Raw genomic sequence first — 19,627 nt, 5'->3', positions numbered from 1 at the left:
ACAGAGCGATAAAACTCCTTCCATGTCGCAGGCGTTTTCTCATCAGGTTCAGTTTTCCTCACCCGACCAAACCCGCCAGTTTGCTGTGAACCTGTCCAACCACCTTGGGGCAGGCGACGTGATCTTGCTGGAGGGCGGAATTGGCGCGGGAAAAACGCATTTCGCCCGGTCGCTTATTCAGGCCCGGTTGGCAGAAAATGGCGTCGCTGAGGATGTTCCCTCACCCACATTCACGCTGGTGCAGACCTATGACGCGGGCAATGACGAAATCTGGCACGCCGATCTTTACCGCCTCACCCTTCCCGACGAAATGGAAGAGTTGGGATTGGTTCAAGCCTTCGATGACGCCATATGCCTCGTCGAATGGCCCGACCGGCTGGGCGATCTGCGCCCGGATACCGCCGTGACCATTTCGTTCGAGACATGCGCCGGACCAGACCAAGAAGACCATCGTGTGATCACAATTTCGGGCAGCAAAGATATCTGGCAATCCCGCGTCATGAGATGCCTGCCAACATGAGCGCCCGATCAGACATCCGGTCGAAGTTCTTGATGGCAGCAGGTTGGGGTGATACCTCTGCTACCTCCATCACAGGCGATGCGTCTGCACGCTCGTATCAGAGACTAACTCACCCAAAAACTCAGCAATCAGCGATTTTGATGGATGCCCCGCCCGACATCGCTGGGTCCAGCGGCCCATTCGTAACCGTCGCCGAATATCTGACCGCCACCGGCTTGTCGGCACCTAAGGTGATGGCTCAGGATTTGGGCCACGGTTTCTTGCTTCTTGAAGATTTTGGCGATCAGCTTTTTGCAAATGTGATCACAGGAAAACCGCCATCCGAAAAGCTTCTTTATGAAGCTGCAATTCGTGTCATCTGCCATCTGCACGATCACCCCAATCTTGAACTGCCGCGATATGACTCCGCCCGCATGGCTCAGGCTACCGATCTGGTGTTTCTGCACTATCGCGACACTCCGGCAACGTATTTGGATGACCCAGCACAGAACGCAATCGACCACCTCGCCGACCAACTGGCACAGTTTGATGATTTCAGCAGGGTAGCGCTGCGCGATTTCCACGCCGAGAACCTGATTTGGCTGCCAGACAGGGCCGGCGTCGCTCGCGTTGGGTTGTTGGATTTTCAGGACGCAGTGCAAACCCACCCCACCTATGATCTGATGTCACTGGTTCGGGATGCAAGGCGCGATGTCTCGCCAGATCTGGCCGACCATCTGATAACGCTGTTCTGCCAGATCAGAGGCTACGATGAGCCGACTTTCCGCGCTGAGGCTGCTGTGATCTCGGCCCAGCGCAACCTGCGCATTCTGGGCATCTTTGCCCGCCTGTCGCGCAGCATGAACAAACCGCATTATGTCGATCTGATCCCGCGGGTTTGGGGCCACTTGCAAACAGATTTGGCGCACCCAACCTTAACGACATTGCGCGGTAAGCTGAACGATCTTCTTGCGCCGCCCACACCTGATTTTCTCGCAAGATTGAGGACCCCATGCCCCACACTGCCATGATCTTTGCAGCAGGGCGCGGCACCCGCATGGGCGCGCTGACGCAATCGCTGCCAAAGCCACTGATCCCGGTTGCGGGCAAGCCGTTGATCGACCACGCGCTTGCGCTGATCGACGACAGCCCGATAGATCGGATCGTCGTCAACCTGCACCATCTTGGCGATCAGCTGGTCGATCACCTGAATGGCCGAGATATCCTCTTCTCGCACGAAAACCATCAACTGCTTGAGACCGGTGGCGGACTAAAACAGGCTCTATCCTTGCTGAAAAGCGATGAAATTGTGACGCTGAACTCTGATGCGGTTTGGACCGGTCGCAATCCGATCCCGGCCCTCCTTCACGCATGGGACCCCGACCGAATGGACGCGCTGCTGATGCTCGTCGCGCCACAGAACGCCGTCGGCCACAAAGGCCAGGGCGATTTTCTGATGTCGCCCGACGGCATCCTTCGTCGCGGTGCGGGGCTGACCTATACCGGGTGTCAGATCATAAAAACCGCCGCGGTTTCAAAGGTGGTGGAAGATGTGTTTTCGTTGAATATTGTGTGGGATCAGATGCTGGCTGAAAACCGCGCTTTTGGGATCGAACATAACGGCCGCTGGTGCGATGTCGGGCATCCCGAGGGGATCGTTTTGGCGGAAACCATGCTAAGGGGCAGCGATGTTTGAGGCGTCCGACAAACCGCGCATCTTCGGCACACCACCGGGCGTCGATTTCCCGCAAGCGCTTGTCGACGGCTTGCTGAATCGTACCGCATCGGCCAGCCCCGACGCGCTGGCACGGGTCGAGGTATTCGTCAACACAAGCCGTATGCAAACGCGCGTTCGCTCTCTATTCGATGGCAAAGCACGGTTCTTGCCGCGCATCCGCCTGATCACAGATCTTGCTCACGACCCCGCGCTGCATGACGTACCACTGCCCGTGCCCCCACTGCGGCGCAGGCTGGAGCTTCGCCAACTGATCGCAGCCTTGGTCGAGCGCGAACCTGACCTTGCCCCAAAGGCGGCAGCGTTTGACCTTGCCGACAGCCTTGCGGGTTTGATGGACGAAATGCACAGCGAAGGTGTCCATCCACGCAGCCTACAAACCCTAGATGTCGGCGAGATGTCGGAACATTGGGCACGCAGTCTTAAATTCATGTCGCTGGTCGAACAATATTTCGACCATGAAACACTGGACGCACCCGATGTGGAAACCCGACAGCGCATGGTGGTTGAGGCGACAATCGCTAAGTGGCGTGACACGCCGCCCGACCATCCCATCCTGATCGCCGGCTCCACCGGGTCACGTGGGGCAACGGCACTGCTGATGGATGCGGTCGCGACGTTGCCGCAAGGCGCGGTGATCCTGCCCGGTTTCGACAATGACATGCCCGCCCGCACGTGGGCCGAACTGGACAGCGCACTGTCGGCGGAAGATCATCCTCAGTATCGGTTCGCCAAGCTCCTGAAGTGCACTGGCCTCACCGCTGCCGAAGTCGGCGAATGGACCACCGCCAAACCTCCCGCCCCTGATCGCAACCGCCTCGTCTCGCTCGCCCTGCGCCCCGCGCCAGTCACCGACCAGTGGCAGGTCGAAGGCAAATCTTTTCAGGGGATCGAGGTGGCAGTCGAAAACCTGACGCTGATCGAAACCCGCACCCCGCGCGAAGAGGCGCTGGCCATCGCCGTTCTGTTGCGCCGGTCGGTTGAAGATGACGTGCCGGTCGCGTTGATCACCCCCGACCGGAACCTGACCCGCCAAGTGGCTGCTGCGCTCGACCGTTGGCGGATCGAGCCGGATGACAGTGCAGGTCGCCCCCTTGCCCTGTCTGCGCCGGGGCGATTGTTGCGCCAAACCGCGCAGTTATTCTGTGAAGAAACAAGCGGTGAGATGTTGTTGGCGCTTCTGAAACACCCGTTGACCCACAGCACCGCCGGCACACGAGGCGATCATCTTCGGTGGACGCGCGACCTTGAGCTGGAGGTATTGAGAGGCCGGTATTCACACCCCAGCCCAGAGGCTTTGTCAGAATGGGCAGACAAGTTCGCGGAGGAGCCCGCCCGTTCCGTATGGGCGAAATGGGTTGGTGAAGCCTTTCTGAACCAAACGCGCACGGGTGAGCAGAGTCTGACATCATTTGTCGACGCCCACGTGGCGCTTTGCGAACGAATTGCACGCGGCTGCGCACCCGACGGCACAGGCGAGTTATGGGAGAAGGCGGCGGGGCGAAAAGCGCTGGAAACAGTCTCTGACCTTGCGGAAAATGCTCAATATGGCGGACAGCTAAGCGCCGCCGCTTATCGTGATCTGTTCCTATCAGTTCTGAACAATGGCGTGGTGCGCGATCCGATCACGCCGCATCCGGGCGTGATGTTTTGGGGCACACTCGAGGCCCGCGTACAAGGTGCAGATCGCGTTATTCTGGCAGGCTTGAATGACGGCACATGGCCGGAACTTCCCGACCCAGATCCATGGCTGAACCGAAAAATGCGGCTAGACGCGGGGCTATTGCTGCCCGAACGGCGCATTGGCCTGTCCGCCCATGACTTCCAGCAGGCCATCGCCTCCAAAGAGGTCTTCCTGACCCGCGCCACGCGCGATGAAGACAGCCAAACCATCCCCTCTCGTTGGTTGAACAGACTTTGCAACCTAATGGGCGGTATGTCCGTGGTAGGGAAAGACGCTTTGGACCAGATGCGCGCGCGCGGCACCGAATGGGCCAAATTGGCGGCCCAACTGGACGCCCCGATTGAACAGATTACACCCGAACCCCGCCCATCACCCGCGCCCCCGGTTTCGGCGCGGCCCAACCAACTTTCAGTCACCGGCGTATCGAAACTGATCCGCGACCCATATGCGGTCTATGGCGATAAGGTGCTGCACCTCCGACCGCTGGACCCTGTGCGCCAAAGTGCTGATGCGCGGATCAGGGGAACCGTCCTCCACCGGGTCTTTGAACGCTACGTTGCGGAAGGAACGCCGACAGCGGACCTTAAGGCCGAAACCACCCGCTTGATGAGCATCGCAGAAGAGGTGTTGCAAGAACATGTGCCTTGGCCGGCAACGCGCATCCTTTGGCTGACCCGGATCGGACGGGTCGCCGACTGGTTTGTGTCAGAGGAACTTGCCCGCAGGACCACATCTGCAAATCTTGCCAACGAGGTTTGGGGTCAGGCCGTGTTCGACGACCTTGGGTTTACACTGCGCGCCAAGGCTGACCGGATCGACCGAAGGCAAGATGGGCAACTTGAGATTTACGACTACAAATCCGGCGAGCCACCAACAGAAAAGATGCAAAAACAATATGACAAGCAGCTTCTACTTGAAGCCGTTATTGCGAAATTGGGCGGGTTTAGAGACATATATGCCAGCCCCGTCGCGAGCGTCGCCTATATCGGGTTGTCACCCCAAAAAACGATGTCTGTCCCTTTGACGGCGCAGGATGTTGATACCGTTCAAGCCGAACTTCTGGACCTCATCCGCGCCTATCACATGCCAGATCAGGGCTTCACAGCGCGACGTGCGGTTCACAAACAACGGTTTGATGGCGACTATGATCACCTCGCCCGATTTGGCGAATGGGACGATAGCACGCTCCCGGTGACGTTGAAGGTGGGGCAATGAAACGCGACGACGCGACCCATAGCCAAATCCGCGCGGCGGACCCACAAAACTCGACTTGGTTATCGGCCAATGCGGGGTCAGGCAAAACACGCGTTCTGACTGACCGCGTTGCCAGATTGCTTTTGGACGGTGTATCGCCGCAGAACATCCTGTGCCTGACCTATACCAAGGCTGCGGCCAGCGAGATGCAGAATCGCCTTTTCAAACGCCTTGGCGAATGGGCGATGAAGGATGATGACGCGCTGATCGAGGCGCTGGACGAGCTGGGCCTTGAAGGCGCGCGCGATCTTTCACTGGCGCGACAGCTGTTTGCCCGCGCCATTGAAACGCCCGGCGGATTGAAAATCCAAACCATCCACGCCTATGCCGCGTCCCTTCTGCGGCGCTTCCCGATGGAGGCTGGCGTATCGCCCCAATTCACCGAAATGGATGATCGCGCGGCAAATGATCTGCGCGCCGATATTCTTGATCGGATGAGCGAGGGGCCGTTGGCGCACTATGTGATCGCCCTATCGCAACACTTCACCGGCGAGGATATGGACCGGCTGACCGCCGACATCACCGGCAACCGCACGCTGTTTGTCGATCAACCCTCGGACAGAGAAATTGCTGAGTGGTTCGGCATTGCGCCCACAACCGACGAGCAGACCATATTGGATGAGCTGTTCCATCCCGGTGATCTGCAAATGCTCAGCACCTTGGCCGATACATTGAAAACCGGCAGCAGCACTGAACAAAAGGCGGCAAATCACCTTGCAGGTGCCGATTTCAGCACGCCATCCCTTGATATTCTTGCCCGCTGCGCACGCTTCATGATCCTACAGTCTTCGCCATATTCCGCCAAGATAGGGTCCTTTCCGACCAAGGCGACGCGGGAAGGGGCCTGCGCCGCTATCATGCCCCAACTTGAAGATTTCATGCTGCGGGTCGAAGACGCTCGTAAGTCCCGAATTGCCCTTGCCAACGTCAAGCGCACCCGCGCGCTGCACGGTTTCGCACACCACTTCGTGCAGCTTTACGAAGCGGCCAAGCTTGATCGTGGCTGGCTGGATTTCGACGACCTGATCCTGAAAGCAGGGGCGATCCTGACCGATCCGTCAATCGCTTCTTGGGTCCTGTTCCGGTTGGACGGTGGCATCGATCACATTCTGGTGGACGAAGCGCAGGACACCAGCCCCGCACAATGGCGCATCATCGACAATCTTGCGCGCGAGTTTACCAGCGGATCAGGCGCGCGCGACGGAGTAGAGCGCACGATCTTCGTCGTCGGGGATCCAAAGCAGTCAATCTATTCCTTCCAAGGGGCGGAGCCGGCCGCGTTCGACCGGATGAAGGCCACGTTTTCTGACCGCCTATCTCAAATTGGGCGCGGTCTGGTTCAGATGCCGCTGGACTATTCCTTCCGGTCATCACGCGCGATTTTGGAATTTGTCGACATGGCGCTTCAGTCGCGGAACGGTCTGGGCGGTGATTTCCTGCACCACGCCTTCTTCAATCAAAAACCGGGGCGCGTTGATGTGTGGCCGGTGATTGAGCCTGTGAAGCATGACGAAGATCGTGACTGGAACGATCCGGTCGACCTTCCATCGCCACAAGACCATCGTGTGCAACTGGCCGAACATATCGCCGATGATATTGATCGCATGATCAAAACAGAGACTATTCTGGGTGAAAATGGCGAAACCCGTGCGGTCAAGGCGGGCGACATTTTGGTCCTCGTCCGGTCGCGCAAGGAACTCTTTCACGAGATTATCCGCGCCTGCAAAGCCCGCGCAATTCCGACTGCGGGCGCCGATCAGTTGAAGATAGGCGCCGAACTTGCGGTCAAAGACTTGACCGCCGTCCTATCGTTCCTTGCCACGCCCGAGGATGATTTGTCACTCGCCGCCGCTCTGCGATCGCCTCTGTTTGGGTGGTCCGAGGACGACCTGTTCCGAATGGCGCATCCGCGAGCCAAGGGCAAGTTTCTGTGGCGCGCGCTGTCCGAGCAGGCCGAAAACTTCCCCGACACTATGCGCGTCTTGCAGGATTTGCGGGATTCGGCGGATTTCCTGCGGCCCTATGAGCTGTTAGAACGCGCCCTGACCCGGCATGGCGGTCGAAAAAAGCTGCTGGCACGATTGGGGCACGAGGCCGAAGACGGCATCGACGCACTGTTGGCGCAGGCGATGGGGTATGAACGGTCCGGGACGCCCAGCCTGACCGGTTTTCTGACCTGGCTTCAGTCCGACGAGGTTACAATTAAGCGGCAGATGGATTCGGTCGGGAATCAAGTGCGGGTGATGACTGTGCATGGCTCGAAAGGGTTGGAAGCGCCGATCGTGATTCTGCCGGACCTTGCGCAGCGCAAGGCGTCGTCAATGCCATCAGTGGCAAAACTGCCCGACGGGCAAGCGTTCTTTTCGCCCAGCAAAGAGGACCGCACCGAGGTTATTGAACAGGTCGCCGAGACCATCAAGACCGCCGAGATCGAAGAACGCACGCGGCTGCTTTATGTCGCGATGACGCGCGCCGAACAGTGGCTGATTCTGTCCGCGGCGGGCGATATTGGCAAGCCGGAGTCTGATGTCTGGTATCGGATTTGCGAAAGCGCGATGAACAAAGCGGCGGGCGTCAATTTCGATTTCCCGACCGGGCCCGGCAAACGGTTCGAAATGGGGGAATGGTCGGCCCCGGCCTTAAACCCGCCGCAGGATGACCCAACCAAACCGCCGTCGCTACCGGTTTGGCTCAGTACCCGCGTAGAGGCGCCGGCAACGGCAGCCAAAGCGATCTCTCCGTCCGATCTGGGTGGCGCGAAGGCATTGCCCGGCGAGTCCGCATTTGGCGACATCGATGATGCCTTACGGCGTGGGCATCAGATTCACCTGCTGTTGGAGCACCTTCCCCTGATCCCACAATCCAAATGGGCGGCCACCACGCAGTTCTTGTTGGGCACCGGCGACGATCGCGCTTCGCAGGCCGAGCAGTCCGCCTTACTGACCGAAGCGGCCGAGGTTCTGACCACACCCACCCTTGCCCCGATTTTCGCCAATTCCGATCTGGCCGAGGTGCCGATCACCGCGACCCTAGACCAATTTCCCGAACGCATTCTGCACGGGGTGATCGACCGGCTTATTGTTACTGACGACGAAGTTTTGGCCGTGGATTTTAAAACCAATCGAGTTGTGCCCGCCACGCCTGCCGAAACACCTGATGGGCTGTTGCGGCAATTGGGGGCATATCGCGCCGTCCTTGGCCAGATCTATCCTGACCGGGCGGTGCACACGGCGATCCTTTGGACACAAAGCCGTGAATTGATGCGTTTCGATAATGCTTTGGTGGATGAAGCCTTCAGCCGCCTTGACGCAACCTGTCTGCCTACCTAGGTTCACCACAACATATAGTTATCAGGAGAACACAACATGGCAACTGTAGCTGTCACCGATGCCACCTTCGAGCAAGAAGTGCGCCAGGCGGACCTTCCCGTTATCGTCGATTTCTGGGCCGAATGGTGCGGTCCCTGCAAGCAAATCGGCCCGGCGCTTGAAGAATTGGCGACCGAGTACGAAGGCAAGATCAAGATCGTGAAGGTCAACGTGGACGAAAATCCGAACTCGCCCGCGCAGATGGGCGTGCGCGGAATTCCGGCGCTGTTCATGTTCAAAGACGGGCAAGTTGTATCCAACAAAGTCGGCGCAGCCCCGAAAGCCGCGTTGCAATCGTGGATTGACGAAAGCGTCTGATCAACGATCCGCCGCAACCAAAAAAGCCCCGCTTAACTGGCGGGGCTTTTTGTTTGTCTGATACGGGTTGCGCTTAGATCAACAACACCTGCGTGCCGTTTTTAGCATAGCTGAACAGCTCGGCAATGTTGCGGTTGTACAGGCCGATGCACCCGTTTGACGACTGACGCCCAATTTTGCGCGTGTCGTGGGTGCCGTGGATTCGGTAATATTTCCAGCTCAGGTACAGCGCATGTGTGCCAAGCGGGTTGTCTGGGCCCGGCCCAACAAAGGGCGGCCATTCCGGGTTGCGTTTTATCATCGCCGGGGTTGGCGCCCATGACGGGCCTTCAACTTTGCGAATAACGCTGGTGCGGCCACGCCGTGTCAGGTCCTCGGTCAGCGGCACAGAGGTTGGGAACAGCCGATAGATTGACTGATCCTCGGACCAATAGTGCAGACAACGCGAGCTGATATCGACCAGAATCGCACCATTGCGCGTGTTGCTGAAATAGGGCTGCCAGTTCAAAGCCCGGAAGCTTGAGGTATTGCGCTTAACCACCTCGGTCAGGTCGCGTTCGCCTTGGGTCGTGTTGGCAAACTGCGCCAGCGCGGGCGTGGCCAACCCGCTTGCCGCAGCAATCGTTCCCCCAAGAAATGCGCGTCTGCCCAACTGGGCTTCAGGTATTTTCCGCATTACTCATCTCCAATAGTTCACTTGTTCCGTAGTCATATATTGCGCGAACGCATCAGCCGCAAATCAAACGGGTGTTATCGGCCTATTCTTGCATAGCCGTCATTTGCTACTTCGCAATACTCGCGATAGACAGTCACAGATACAACGTTTTTTGGATGAGAGACAGATCATGCGTGTGTTTTTGATGGCGATCGCCGCAACAGTGGCCCTGTCCGCTTGTGACGTAGGGACTTCCGGCACCGGTGGCGGAGTAAATATCTATCGAATCTCGTCTGGACAGACGTCAAAGGTTCAATACCGGATGCTGGACAGCATCAACCAACTGCGCCAAGCCGCAGGTGCGCAACCTGTGCGCCTGAATTCGCAGCTGAACGCTGCCGCCTTGACCCATGCGCGTGACATGTCGGTGCAGAACCGGCCTTGGCACTTTGGCTCTGACGGCTCATCCCCAATCGACCGCGCCCGTCGCGCGGGGTATTCGGGCACGTATCTAGGTGAAAACATCTCAGAGACGTTCGAAACGGAACTTCAAACCCTGTCGGCTTGGATGAACAAGCCCGACACGCGGCGGATCATCCTAGACCCCCGCGCCCGAGAGCTTGGCTTCGCGTGGCTTCAGGAGCGCAACGGTAAGATTTGGTGGGTGATGGAGATGGGTGGTTAAGCCACCCATCCGTTCCAGCATTACGGGTTGATATCAATCACGGTGCCCAATCGGATCATCGTGAAAATTTCGCGCATTTCGTGATTTTTGACTGATATGCAACCGGCAGTCCAATCTGGCCGCTTCGGGTCTTTTGGGCGCCGCCCGCCGTGAATAAAGATCTCACCGCCGGGTTTGCGTCCGACTGCACGGGCGGCGTCGACGTCCTGACGGTTGGGGTAGGATACACCAATCGACAGATAGAACGCGCTTTTCGGGTTGCGTCGGTCGATCACATAGCGACCTTCGGGCGTCTTGCCATCGCCTTCGTATTTCTTGCGGCCTTCCGGCGCGAAGCCCAACTCGATGCGATAGCTTTTCAGAATTTCTGTGCCATGCATCAGATACATCTTCCGCGCGCCTTTGTTGACGACAATCTGCGTCACTTCTGGCCCATCGTAACTGTATCGTTTGGGCCCGCATGAGGCCACAAAGACCAAAGACAGGACGGCTAGGATCGTTAAAGCGGCTCTCATTGTATGTCCCAAACTGCTCTCTTTTTTGGACATGGTAGAACAGAATGGCCACAACACAAGCCAATTTGCTATGAGGTCGCCTTATCGGCGAAACAGACCAAGTGTCAGGATTTGGTGAAGCTCGCGACCTGTTCGACATGTGTTGACCAGCGGAATTGATCGACAACCTGCACCCAATTCAGCGTGTAACCCGCATCGACAAGCGTCTTGGCGTCGCGCGCAAAGCTTACCGAATTACAAGACACCATGGCGATTCGTTTGATGTCCGAGGCCGCGAGGTGCTCAACCTGCGCCTCGGCGCCTGCGCGGGGCGGGTCGATCACGGCTGCGTCGAATGCCGCAAGATCATCAGCCATCATTGGATTGCGGAAAAGATCGCGCACCTCGGTGGTGACGTGGCGCAGACCATGGGTTCTACGCCAGCCCAGCGAAAGCGCGTCGGTCATCGCGGCGTGACCTTCGACCGCCAAGACATTCGCTGATTGGGCAAGGGGCAGGGCAAAAGTGCCACAGCCAGCAAACAGGTCGACCACGGATTTGGCGTTTCCAACAATCTCGCGCACGGCGTCAAGCAATGCAGCTTCGCCTTCGCGCGTGGCTTGCAGGAACGCACCGGCGGGTGGGACAACCGGGGCTGTGCCGAACATCTGTGCGGGCGGTGTTTCGGTGGCGATAACCTCGCCGTTCCAAGCAAGGCGCGCAAAGCCGAACTTGTGAACGGCGAGGGCCAATTCAGTCTCTAACCCACGGTCAAGCGGCTTTCCGCCCGTGACCGAAACATCCAGCCCGACGGTAGATTGCACCACATTTATCGAAAGCTCGCCCCTGCGCGTCGCCCCGAACATCGTCAATTCGCCAAGCGCTGGCAAGGCAGCCAGAATGTCAGGGTGCAAAAGCTGACAATTCGCGATCCCGGTGATCACGTCTGACTTGCGCCCGTGAAAGCCCACCATCGCGCCTCTTTTGCCGCGCTTGGCCGAAAGCACGGCCCGGCGACGCGACCGTGGCGGAGAGGTTTTGATCGGTCGAAACTCTGGTGACAACCCGTGTGCGGCAAGCGCAGTTTTGACAACCTCGACCTTCCAATCGGCCACGAAACCGTCCGAGGCATGCAGCAGCGCGCACCCGCCACACGCGTTGTAATGTGCGCAAAGCGCCTTCACCCGATCAGGCGATGGCACCAGGATGCGCGGCGCGGCGATGCGCCCGTCCACAACTTCGCCCGTGATTTCTTCGCCCGGCAGGCAGCGCGGCGCAAAGATTGGCCCCGGCGCAATCCCGTCGCCCAAGTGACCCAGCCGTTCGATAACATATGTCTCGCTCACGCCAGCAGATCCTTTCGCTGCAACTCAAACCCCGATGCAACCCAAAGGTCTTCCAGACGCTTTAGCTCCGCGCCCAGCGCCGGGCCCGTAAAGGCTGGCAATAGGTCGGCGGGTTTCACAGGGAAAGTCGCTCGTGCGCCTTTTTCAATCTCACGCTGGGCGTCGATATCCATTGGAACACCCATCTGTGCCGCCCGCAGGAGCGTAACGTCTTCAGCAACCGGCGCGCCATGCCGATAGGCCAATTCACCCGCCTGCGTCACGGACTCCATGCCCTGCCGCAACAAATCGAGTCGCTTTCGGTCGCGCTTTGACAAACGCAAACGTTCGCCGACATCTTCACCGCCCAGCGCTGCAAGTCGCCGGATCGCATCCGGTGCGCGGCCTTCCTCCAGATGGATCAGAACTGGCAAACTCGTTGCATCCGCACCCGGCAAAACAACGGCAAAAACATTAGCTTGCGCCATCGCTGCAACCGACGCGGCGGGATCAGGCGCGGCCAGCAGTTTCAACATCTCTGATCCAACGCGTTCGCGCGAAAGCGTCTCTAACCCATCCAAATTTGCCGATATGCCCGCCAACCCATCTGCATCAAGACCGCCCGCAGGATCGCCATACCACGCGTGAAACCGAAAGAAGCGAAGGGTGCGCAGATAGTCTTCGCGAATGCGGTCGCCCGCGTCGTCGATAAACCGCACCCGGCGCGCCCGTAGGTCATCCAGCCCGCCCAAAGGATCAACGATTCGCCCGTCGGGTGTTGCATATAACGCGTTCATCGTGAAATCGCGCCGATGCGCGTCATCTTCAAGGTTGTCGGAAAATGCGACGACGGCGCGGCGCCCGTCTGTTTCGACATCTTTGCGGAAGGTCGTAACCTCAAGTCCTTCACCATTCACGACAACTGTGACAGTTCCGTGATCAATCCCGGTCGGTACGGCGCGCATGCCGGCGGCGGTTGCTATCTGCATCACTTGGTCAGGCAACGCGTCCGTCGACAGATCAAGGTCTGAGATGGGCACACCCAATAGATCGTTGCGCACACACCCACCGACAAAGAACACCTGATGGCCTGCGTCTTCGATCGCGCGGCACACCGACTGGGCAGCGGGCGCGTTGATCCAATCACCGGTCACACGGGTCATTGCGGCAACCTTTCGGCCAGCGCGCGCAGCATCCGTGCTGTCGCACCCCAAATATAATATGGCCCAAACGGCACGGTTTCATACATTCGCATACGCCCTTGCCAAATGCGCCCCTGCTGGCTGTATTGAGCCAAGTTAGAGACATGTTCGAAGGGTACGGTGAAGACTTCCTCGACCTCGCCCACCTCGGCGATAACGTCGAAGTCCTGCCTGATGAACCCCACAATCGGCGTTACGGAAAAGCTCGTGACCGTCTCGTGCGCAGGCAATTGGCCGATGATCTCGACATGGTTCGGCGGCAAGCCCACCTCCTCATGCGCCTCGCGCAGTGCGGCCTCGACGACATCCTTATCGCCTGGCTCGACCTTGCCGCCGGGAAACGAGATTTGACCGGGGTGGTGCTTCAACGCTGACGACCGCTTGGTGAGGATCAAGCGCAAAACACCTTGACCCCACAATAGCGGCACCAGCACGCCAGCCGGGCGCAACTTGCGCCCTTCCGGCAGTTGAATGTCGGGGTTCAAATCAAAATCCGAACTGCCCCTGCCCGGCTGGGAAAGGGCGCGTCGGATCATGTCGATCGTGTCAGTCACCTGCATTGTCCAGATCGACCGCATCTTTTCCCAGCGTTGCTGGGTCAAGATCGTAATGCGCGCCGCAAAACTGGCAGTCCGCCGTGACTCGCCCATCCTCGGTGGTCATATGGCCAAGATCTTTAGCCGAATAGATCGACAGGCTTTCGCGTACACGATCTTCCGAACACGGGCAGCCAAAGCTGACCGCTTGCGGGTCAAACACACGCGGGGCTTCTTCGTGGAACAAGCGCACCAAAAGATCGGTCGGTTGGACGGACGGACCAACCAACTCAAGCTCTTCAACCGAACTAAGCAGGATATCCGCGCGGTTCCAGTTTTCAGCGTCCTCATCGGAAACCAAGTCCTGCGCGGCCAACAGACCACCTTCGCCGGACCCACCTTCGCCCGTTACATGTGGCGAGGCTTTGGGCATGTGTTGCAACATAATGCCGCCAGCGCGCCAACCCTCTTCACCACCTGCCCAAGTCGATTTTCCGAAGGTCAGATGAAACCGCGTTGGCAGCTGTTCAGACTGCGCAAAATAGGATTGTGCGCAATCTGACAGGGATTGGCCGGAAATGGGTGTCATTCCAGTATAGGGTTTCTGTTCGCTGCCTTGATGGATCAGAACGGCAAAGTAGCCTTTGCCAATTTGTGGGAATCCGGGTGCGTTAGGCTCTATTTTATCAGCGTCATAGCTGGCATAAGCGCGGATCGTGGCAGGCTCGCCTTCCTTCGTGGGGGCGTAGTAATCCGTTGCGATCAATCGCGCCGGGCCATCGCCACGCACTTGCAGGGACAGTTTCCATTCCATCTTGATGGCCTGCCCGATCATCGCGGTCAGCATGGCAGCTTCGGCCACCAGCGCCTCGATCGCGGGGGGGTAGTTGTGTTGCGACAGGATGGTGTCCAACGTGCCATCCAGCCGCAAAACCCGACCCCGGATATCGCTTTGGTCCAGTTGAAAAGGCAGGATGGTGTCATCCCAGGCGATTTGACTTCCAATGGTCATAGGGTTTCCTAACGGCGTTCAGCTTGGCATACCGCGTCTATATGGTGTCGGCAACCGAAGGGAAAAGGGCAGATGCGCAGATTTGGCAAGCAACGCGAGTATGGTCGCAAATACGTGCTGCGTCCGGGTGCCTATGCGATCCTGATCCGCGGTCGCGACATGCTGATCACCCACCAGTCCGAGCCGTTTAACGAATTCCAGCTGCCCGGCGGAGGAATTGACCCGGGGGAGAACAGCATTACTGCGTTGCACCGCGAAGTGTTGGAGGAAACCGGCTGGAAAATCGCCGCACCCAAACGGCTTGGTGCTTATCGCCGGTTCAGCTATATGCCTGAATACGGCATGTGGGCCGAAAAGATTTGCCACATCTTTGCCGCTCGCCCAGTGCGCAACGCCGGAGCGCCCGTGGAACAAGACCATCAGGCGATCTGGACCAATGCTGAAAGTGCGGTGCGCATTCTATGCAATCAAGGCGATCGGCATTTTGTCCGGCGTCATGTGCTGTCAGGTTTGTAAGTAACCATCACACAGGACAGGTCATCACCCAAATCCTGCCCGCCCGAGAACGCATCAAGGTCCCATACCAGTGAGTCGAACAGCGCCTCATTCGTCAGTGCATTGTTTTTCCTTAAGATTTCCGCGAATCCGTCTTCATCCAACATGGTGCCTGCATCGTCGGTGCATTCGGTGAAGCCGTCGGAGTAAAAAATCAGCCTTTCGCCGGGTGCCAGTGTCAGGCGTTGTCGCTCAAACCGCGCATCCGCGATCAGACCGATTGGCATCCCACCGTCCCCAAAAAACTGCGCGCGGCCGTCAATTGACATCAGAACTGCATTTGGATGCCCACATTGTGCCATCTCAACCTCGCCCGTTTGTAGGTTCAGATAGCCAAACAACATGGTGAAGTAATGTTCGGATCGCAGGTCGTTGAGTAGCAGTTTGTTCAGCTCATCTGCAACGGTTTCGGGCGCGCGGCGGCGATAGGCTCCATTCGGTTCCAGATCAAGCGCGATGTTGTGCGTCGGTGACCCGTCCGAGAAATAGGACGCCAGCCGCGCGGTCAGCAGCGCGGATGCGATGCCATGCCCGGAAACGTCAATGGAATAGAAGGCAAGCGTATCCGGCCCAGCTTCAAAAAACCCAACAAGATCGCCGCCCACATGGCCACAGGGCTTCAACATCAGCGACACCTCGGCCATCCCAAAGTCGCGATATTTTTCGCGCACCAGCGATTGCTGCATCTTGCGCGCTTCGACCAGATCGCGATCCAGCGAATCATAAAGCGCCTGAATCTCAGCAAGGGTCGAGGTAACGAGGCGGTTTTTATCCTGCAACTCCCGCTCCATCGACAGGATACGACCGCCAGCATTGATGCGGGCACGCAGTTCGTCCGGGTTCACCGGTTTGGCCAGAAAATCATCAGCGCCCACATCCAGACCTTGCGCAACAGCGCCCTTGTCGGTCTTTGAGGTCATCAGGATGAAATAGACATAGCCCGCATGGGAAAGCTGGCGAAAGGCTTCGCACAATTCTAGCCCGTCCATGCCGGGCATCATCCAATCGCTGAGAATCAGGTCGAAATGTTCTTGTTTACAAACCTCTAGCGCCTCGTCGCCCGTTCCAGCCTCGGTGACTTCATAACCTTGTCGCGCCAATGATGACGTCAGAATGCGGCGCTGCGCCCGGCTGTCGTCGACAACCAGTATCCGGCGCACCGGGTTTTCCGGTATCTGGGGTGAAGGCGTCGGCTGGACAGGCTCCTCACACCTTAAAAATGCATTTGCGGCACTCAAACCATTCCCTCGACTCAGGTTTCGCTTTGTCAGAGATGGTTAGCGCCTGGGTTTTAACAGCCATTTAATACGAAAGTTTTATCGAAATACGGAACCTAACGGGTTCTTAACCGCTTGGCTTTAATCTGCACTTACTGTTGCAGGAGGCTTTGATGATAAATTGGGATCGCGTGAACGAATTAAAGGCGGAGATCGGGGAAGACGATTTTGCAGAGGTAGCGGAGTTGTTTCTGGAAGAGGTGGAGGAGGTTATTTGCCGCCTGAAATCCGCGCCAAAGCCTGCGTTGTTCGAACAGGATATGCATTTTCTAAGAAGTTCGTCATTGAACCTTGGCTTTGACAAGCTGTCAAAGCTGTGTGGCGAGGGCGAAAGGGAGGCTGCTGCGGGAAATTTTGACGCCGTTCCGCTTGCCCCGGTTATCCAAGCTTATGACGCATCGAAGCAGGCGTTTCTAAGCGGCGGTTAGACGACAAATTCGGCGATGGTCTCATCACTTGTGATATCGGAATAGGCAAAGCCGCCTTCATCAAGCCGCGAAAACAGAGTTTCAAAATTCTGTGGGCTACTGGTTTCGATGCCAATCAAAACCGAACCAAAATTGCGCGCACTTTTCTTCATGTATTCAAACCGCGCAATGTTGTCGTCCGGGCCCAAGACCTCAAGAAAGTCTCTTAGTGCGCCGGGTCGTTGCGGCAGCCGCAACAGGAAATACTTTTTAACACCGGAGTATCGCTGACTGCGCTCTTTCACCTCTGGCAGGCGTTCAAAATCGAAATTTCCCCCCGACGTGACGCACACGATGGTTTTGCCTTTTATCTCGTCGCGAAGGTCCTTCAGCGCGTCAACCGACAATGCGCCCGCTGGCTCCAACACCACACCTTCGACATTCAACATCTCTAGAATGGTCGAGCAAATACGGTCCTCCGGCACCGCAAGAACATGATCGGCATGTGCTGATTTCAAGACTTCGAATGTCAGACGCCCGATCTGCGCCACTGCCGCGCCATCGACAAAATTGTCGACGCGATCAAGTTTGACAGGTTGTCCGGCGTCCAGCGACGCCGCCAGACTTGCTGCCCCCGCGGGTTCCACATACCAAATGTCTGTCTGTGGCGAGACATCGCGCAGATACTGGGCCATCCCTGCCGACAGCCCGCCTCCGCCAACTGGCAGCACGATCATGTCCGGCGACCGCCGCAACTGCTCAACGATTTCGGCCGCTACACTTGCCTGTCCCTCGATCACATCCAGATCATCAAAGGGCGACAGAAAATGTCCGCCGACATCTGTGCAGAACCGCTTCGCTTCACCCAGCGTGTCATCAAAATAGTCACCAACCATGCGAACTTCGACATTATCGCCGCCAAACATGCGCGTCTTGGCAATTTTTTGGCGCGGCGTGGTCACGGGCATGAAAATCACGCCCTTCACACCGAAGTGGCGACAGACAAAAGCGACCCCCTGCGCATGGTTGCCCGCCGAGGCGCAGACAAAAACACGCGCTTCAGGATCACGCGCCAGCGCTTTCGCCATCGCATTCAGTGCGCCCCTGATTTTATAGCTGCGCACCGGGCTAAGATCCTCGCGCTTCAACCAGATGTCGGCGTCATACATGCCGGACAGGTGATCGTTGCGCTGTAGCGGCGTGGCCGGAAACAACGTGCGCATCAAATGTTCGGCGCTGTGGGCTTTGTCTGTGAAGCTGGTCATGGACTAGCTTTTGCCTGAAAACAGACTGGGTTCAAGTGCTGTGGGCCTTTCGCGCTCGCACTAAGGCAAGTATCCTTGCTCTTGCCAACAAAAACAGGTAACTGCGCGCAGAATGCACGTAGGAGAATACAATGTCTGCGACCAAGAAAGTTGTCCTTGCCTATTCCGGCGGCCTTGATACCTCGATCATCCTGAAATGGCTGCAAACCGAGTACGGTTGCGAGGTGATCACTTTCACCGCCGATCTTGGTCAGGGCGAAGAACTGGACCCGGCCCGCAAAAAGGCCGAGATGCTGGGCATCAAGCCCGAGAACATCCACATCGAAGACCTGCGCGAAGAATTTGTGCGCGACTATGTATTCCCGATGTTCCGCGCCAATGCGCAGTACGAGGGGCTTTACCTTCTAGGCACCTCGATCGCACGACCGCTCATCTCGAAGCGACTGGTCGAGATCGCCGAAGAACACGGCGCGGATGCAGTCAGCCATGGCGCGACCGGCAAGGGCAATGATCAGGTTCGGTTCGAACTGGCCTGCTATGCGCTGAACCCGGAAATTCAGGTGATCGCGCCTTGGCGTGAATGGGATTTGGGCTCGCGCACGCGCCTGTTGGAATTTGCTGAACAACACCAGATTCCGGTCGCCAAGGACAAGCGTGGCGAAGCGCCATTCTCAGTCGATGCAAACCTTCTGCATACCTCATCCGAGGGCAAGTCACTGGAAGATCCGGCAGTGGACGCCCCCGATTATGTCTATCAGCGCACTGTGAACCCCGAAGATGCGCCCGACACGCCTGAATATATCGAGATTGGTTTTGAGAAAGGCGATGCGGTGTCGATCAATGGCGTGGACATGTCCCCCGCGACGATCCTGACCGAGCTGAATGAGTATGGCCGCAAGCACGGAATTGGCCGTCTTGATCTGGTCGAAGGTCGCTATGTCGGTATGAAGTCACGCGGCATCTATGAAACCCCCGGCGGCACGATTCTGCTGGATGCCCACCGCGGGATTGAATCGATCACGATGGATCGCGGCGCGATGCATCTGAAAGACGAGCTGATGCCAAAATACGCCGAGCTGATCTATAACGGTTATTGGTTCAGCCCCGAACGCGAAATGCTGCAAGCCGCGATTGACGCAAGCCAAGACCACGTCACCGGGTTTGTGCGCATGAAGCTTTACAAAGGTCTGGCCCGTGTGGTTGGCCGCTGGTCAGATCACTCGCTTTATTCCGAAGAACACGTGACGTTCGAAGAAGACATGGGCGCCTATGATCAAACTGACGCGGCTGGGTTCATTCAACTGAACGCACTGCGCTTGAAACTGATCGCGATGCGCAACCGTCGCTTCCAATAAT

18 protein-coding genes are annotated in these 19,627 nt (G+C 57.7%); 10 read left to right on the top strand and 8 right to left on the bottom strand.

What is annotated here, in order from left to right; all coding sequences use genetic code 11:
• Nucleotides 1-22: 22 nt before the first annotated feature.
• The 6 genes from tsaE to trxA are packed head-to-tail and all read left to right on the top strand — an operon-like array spanning nt 23 to nt 8,858.
• On the top strand, nt 23-520 hold the full coding sequence (gene tsaE / locus MUY35_RS05565) for a tRNA (adenosine(37)-N6)-threonylcarbamoyltransferase complex ATPase subunit type 1 TsaE (RefSeq protein ID WP_248364601.1): 498 nt from the start codon (nt 23-25) through the stop codon (nt 518-520).
• On the top strand, nt 517-1,530 hold the full coding sequence (locus MUY35_RS05560; RefSeq protein ID WP_248364599.1) for a phosphotransferase: 1,014 nt from the start codon (nt 517-519) through the stop codon (nt 1,528-1,530). Before tsaE ends, MUY35_RS05560 begins: the two co-directional genes overlap by 4 nt.
• Nucleotides 1,512-2,195, top strand: a complete 684-nt coding sequence (locus tag MUY35_RS05555) for a nucleotidyltransferase family protein (protein WP_248364597.1) — start codon at nt 1,512-1,514, stop codon at nt 2,193-2,195. The genes MUY35_RS05560 and MUY35_RS05555 overlap by 19 nt, the downstream gene beginning before the upstream one ends.
• The gene (gene addB, locus MUY35_RS05550; protein ID WP_248364595.1) at nt 2,188-5,133 is read left to right on the top strand and encodes a double-strand break repair protein AddB; all 2,946 of its coding nucleotides are present in this window, start codon (nt 2,188-2,190) and stop codon (nt 5,131-5,133) included. The genes MUY35_RS05555 and addB overlap by 8 nt, the downstream gene beginning before the upstream one ends.
• Nucleotides 5,130-8,501: a double-strand break repair helicase AddA gene (addA, locus tag MUY35_RS05545; protein ID WP_248364593.1), complete on the top strand. Its 3,372-nt coding sequence runs from the start codon at nt 5,130-5,132 to the stop codon at nt 8,499-8,501. Before addB ends, addA begins: the two co-directional genes overlap by 4 nt.
• A 36-nt stretch (nt 8,502-8,537) precedes the next feature.
• Nucleotides 8,538-8,858, top strand: coding sequence for a thioredoxin (gene trxA, locus MUY35_RS05540; protein ID WP_248364590.1), 321 nt, complete (start codon nt 8,538-8,540; stop codon nt 8,856-8,858).
• Nucleotides 8,859-8,931: 73 nt separating this feature from the next.
• Here trxA and MUY35_RS05535 read toward each other — a convergent pair whose 3' ends face one another.
• A complete protein-coding gene (locus tag MUY35_RS05535; RefSeq protein WP_248364588.1) occupies nt 8,932-9,534 on the bottom strand; it encodes a L,D-transpeptidase in 603 nt (200 codons plus the stop codon).
• A 166-nt stretch (nt 9,535-9,700) separates the two neighbouring features.
• Between MUY35_RS05535 and MUY35_RS05530 the strand changes: the two genes are divergently transcribed.
• Complete coding sequence (locus tag MUY35_RS05530; RefSeq protein WP_248364918.1) at nt 9,701-10,198, top strand: CAP domain-containing protein; 498 nt, start codon at nt 9,701-9,703, stop codon at nt 10,196-10,198.
• Between the two features lie 20 nt (nt 10,199-10,218).
• On the opposite strand, the gene MUY35_RS05525 is transcribed toward MUY35_RS05530, so the two are convergent.
• From MUY35_RS05525 to MUY35_RS05505, 5 genes are all read right to left on the bottom strand, one after another.
• On the bottom strand, nt 10,219-10,713 hold the full coding sequence (locus MUY35_RS05525) for a L,D-transpeptidase family protein (protein WP_248364585.1): 495 nt from the start codon (nt 10,711-10,713) through the stop codon (nt 10,219-10,221).
• A gap of 104 nt (nt 10,714-10,817) precedes the next feature.
• Nucleotides 10,818-12,038 carry a class I SAM-dependent RNA methyltransferase gene (locus MUY35_RS05520; protein WP_248364582.1) on the bottom strand — a complete coding sequence of 407 codons (1,221 nt, stop codon included), beginning with the start codon at nt 12,036-12,038 and terminating at the stop codon, nt 10,818-10,820.
• Entirely contained in the window at nt 12,035-13,180 is a 1,146-nt protein-coding gene (locus MUY35_RS05515; RefSeq protein ID WP_248364580.1) for a CCA tRNA nucleotidyltransferase, read from the bottom strand. Before MUY35_RS05515 ends, MUY35_RS05520 begins: the two co-directional genes overlap by 4 nt.
• Nucleotides 13,177-13,779 (bottom strand): CoA pyrophosphatase, encoded by a 603-nt coding sequence (locus MUY35_RS05510; protein ID WP_248364577.1) that lies wholly within the window; start codon nt 13,777-13,779, stop codon nt 13,177-13,179. The genes MUY35_RS05515 and MUY35_RS05510 overlap by 4 nt, the downstream gene beginning before the upstream one ends.
• Nucleotides 13,766-14,767: an Hsp33 family molecular chaperone HslO gene (locus tag MUY35_RS05505; RefSeq protein ID WP_248364573.1), complete on the bottom strand. Its 1,002-nt coding sequence runs from the start codon at nt 14,765-14,767 to the stop codon at nt 13,766-13,768. Before MUY35_RS05505 ends, MUY35_RS05510 begins: the two co-directional genes overlap by 14 nt.
• Nucleotides 14,768-14,839: 72 nt before the next feature.
• On the opposite strand from MUY35_RS05505, the gene MUY35_RS05500 reads away from it, so the two are divergent.
• Nucleotides 14,840-15,283 (top strand): NUDIX hydrolase, encoded by a 444-nt coding sequence (locus tag MUY35_RS05500; protein WP_248364570.1) that lies wholly within the window; start codon nt 14,840-14,842, stop codon nt 15,281-15,283.
• Here the strand turns inward: MUY35_RS05500 and MUY35_RS05495 are convergent.
• Nucleotides 15,262-16,482: a SpoIIE family protein phosphatase gene (locus MUY35_RS05495; protein WP_248364567.1), complete on the bottom strand. Its 1,221-nt coding sequence runs from the start codon at nt 16,480-16,482 to the stop codon at nt 15,262-15,264. The two genes, MUY35_RS05500 and MUY35_RS05495, sit on opposite strands and share 22 nt — an antisense overlap.
• A 230-nt stretch (nt 16,483-16,712) precedes the next feature.
• Between MUY35_RS05495 and MUY35_RS05490 the strand changes: the two genes are divergently transcribed.
• Nucleotides 16,713-17,027 (top strand): Hpt domain-containing protein, encoded by a 315-nt coding sequence (locus MUY35_RS05490; protein ID WP_248364564.1) that lies wholly within the window; start codon nt 16,713-16,715, stop codon nt 17,025-17,027.
• On the opposite strand, the gene ilvA is transcribed toward MUY35_RS05490, so the two are convergent.
• Entirely contained in the window at nt 17,024-18,271 is a 1,248-nt protein-coding gene (gene ilvA / locus MUY35_RS05485) for a threonine ammonia-lyase IlvA (RefSeq protein ID WP_248364562.1), read from the bottom strand. The two genes, MUY35_RS05490 and ilvA, sit on opposite strands and share 4 nt — an antisense overlap.
• Nucleotides 18,272-18,402: 131 nt before the next feature.
• Here ilvA and MUY35_RS05480 point away from each other — a divergent pair, with 131 nt between their 5' ends.
• Complete coding sequence (locus MUY35_RS05480; protein ID WP_248364560.1) at nt 18,403-19,626, top strand: argininosuccinate synthase; 1,224 nt, start codon at nt 18,403-18,405, stop codon at nt 19,624-19,626.
• The last annotated feature ends 1 nt before the right edge of the window (nt 19,627 follow it).

Origin of the sequence: Aliiroseovarius sp. S1339 (assembly GCF_023195695.1) — a bacterium.
In the GTDB taxonomy this organism is placed as follows: domain Bacteria; phylum Pseudomonadota; class Alphaproteobacteria; order Rhodobacterales; family Rhodobacteraceae; genus Aliiroseovarius.
This window is presented reverse-complemented; position numbering and strand designations above follow the sequence as displayed.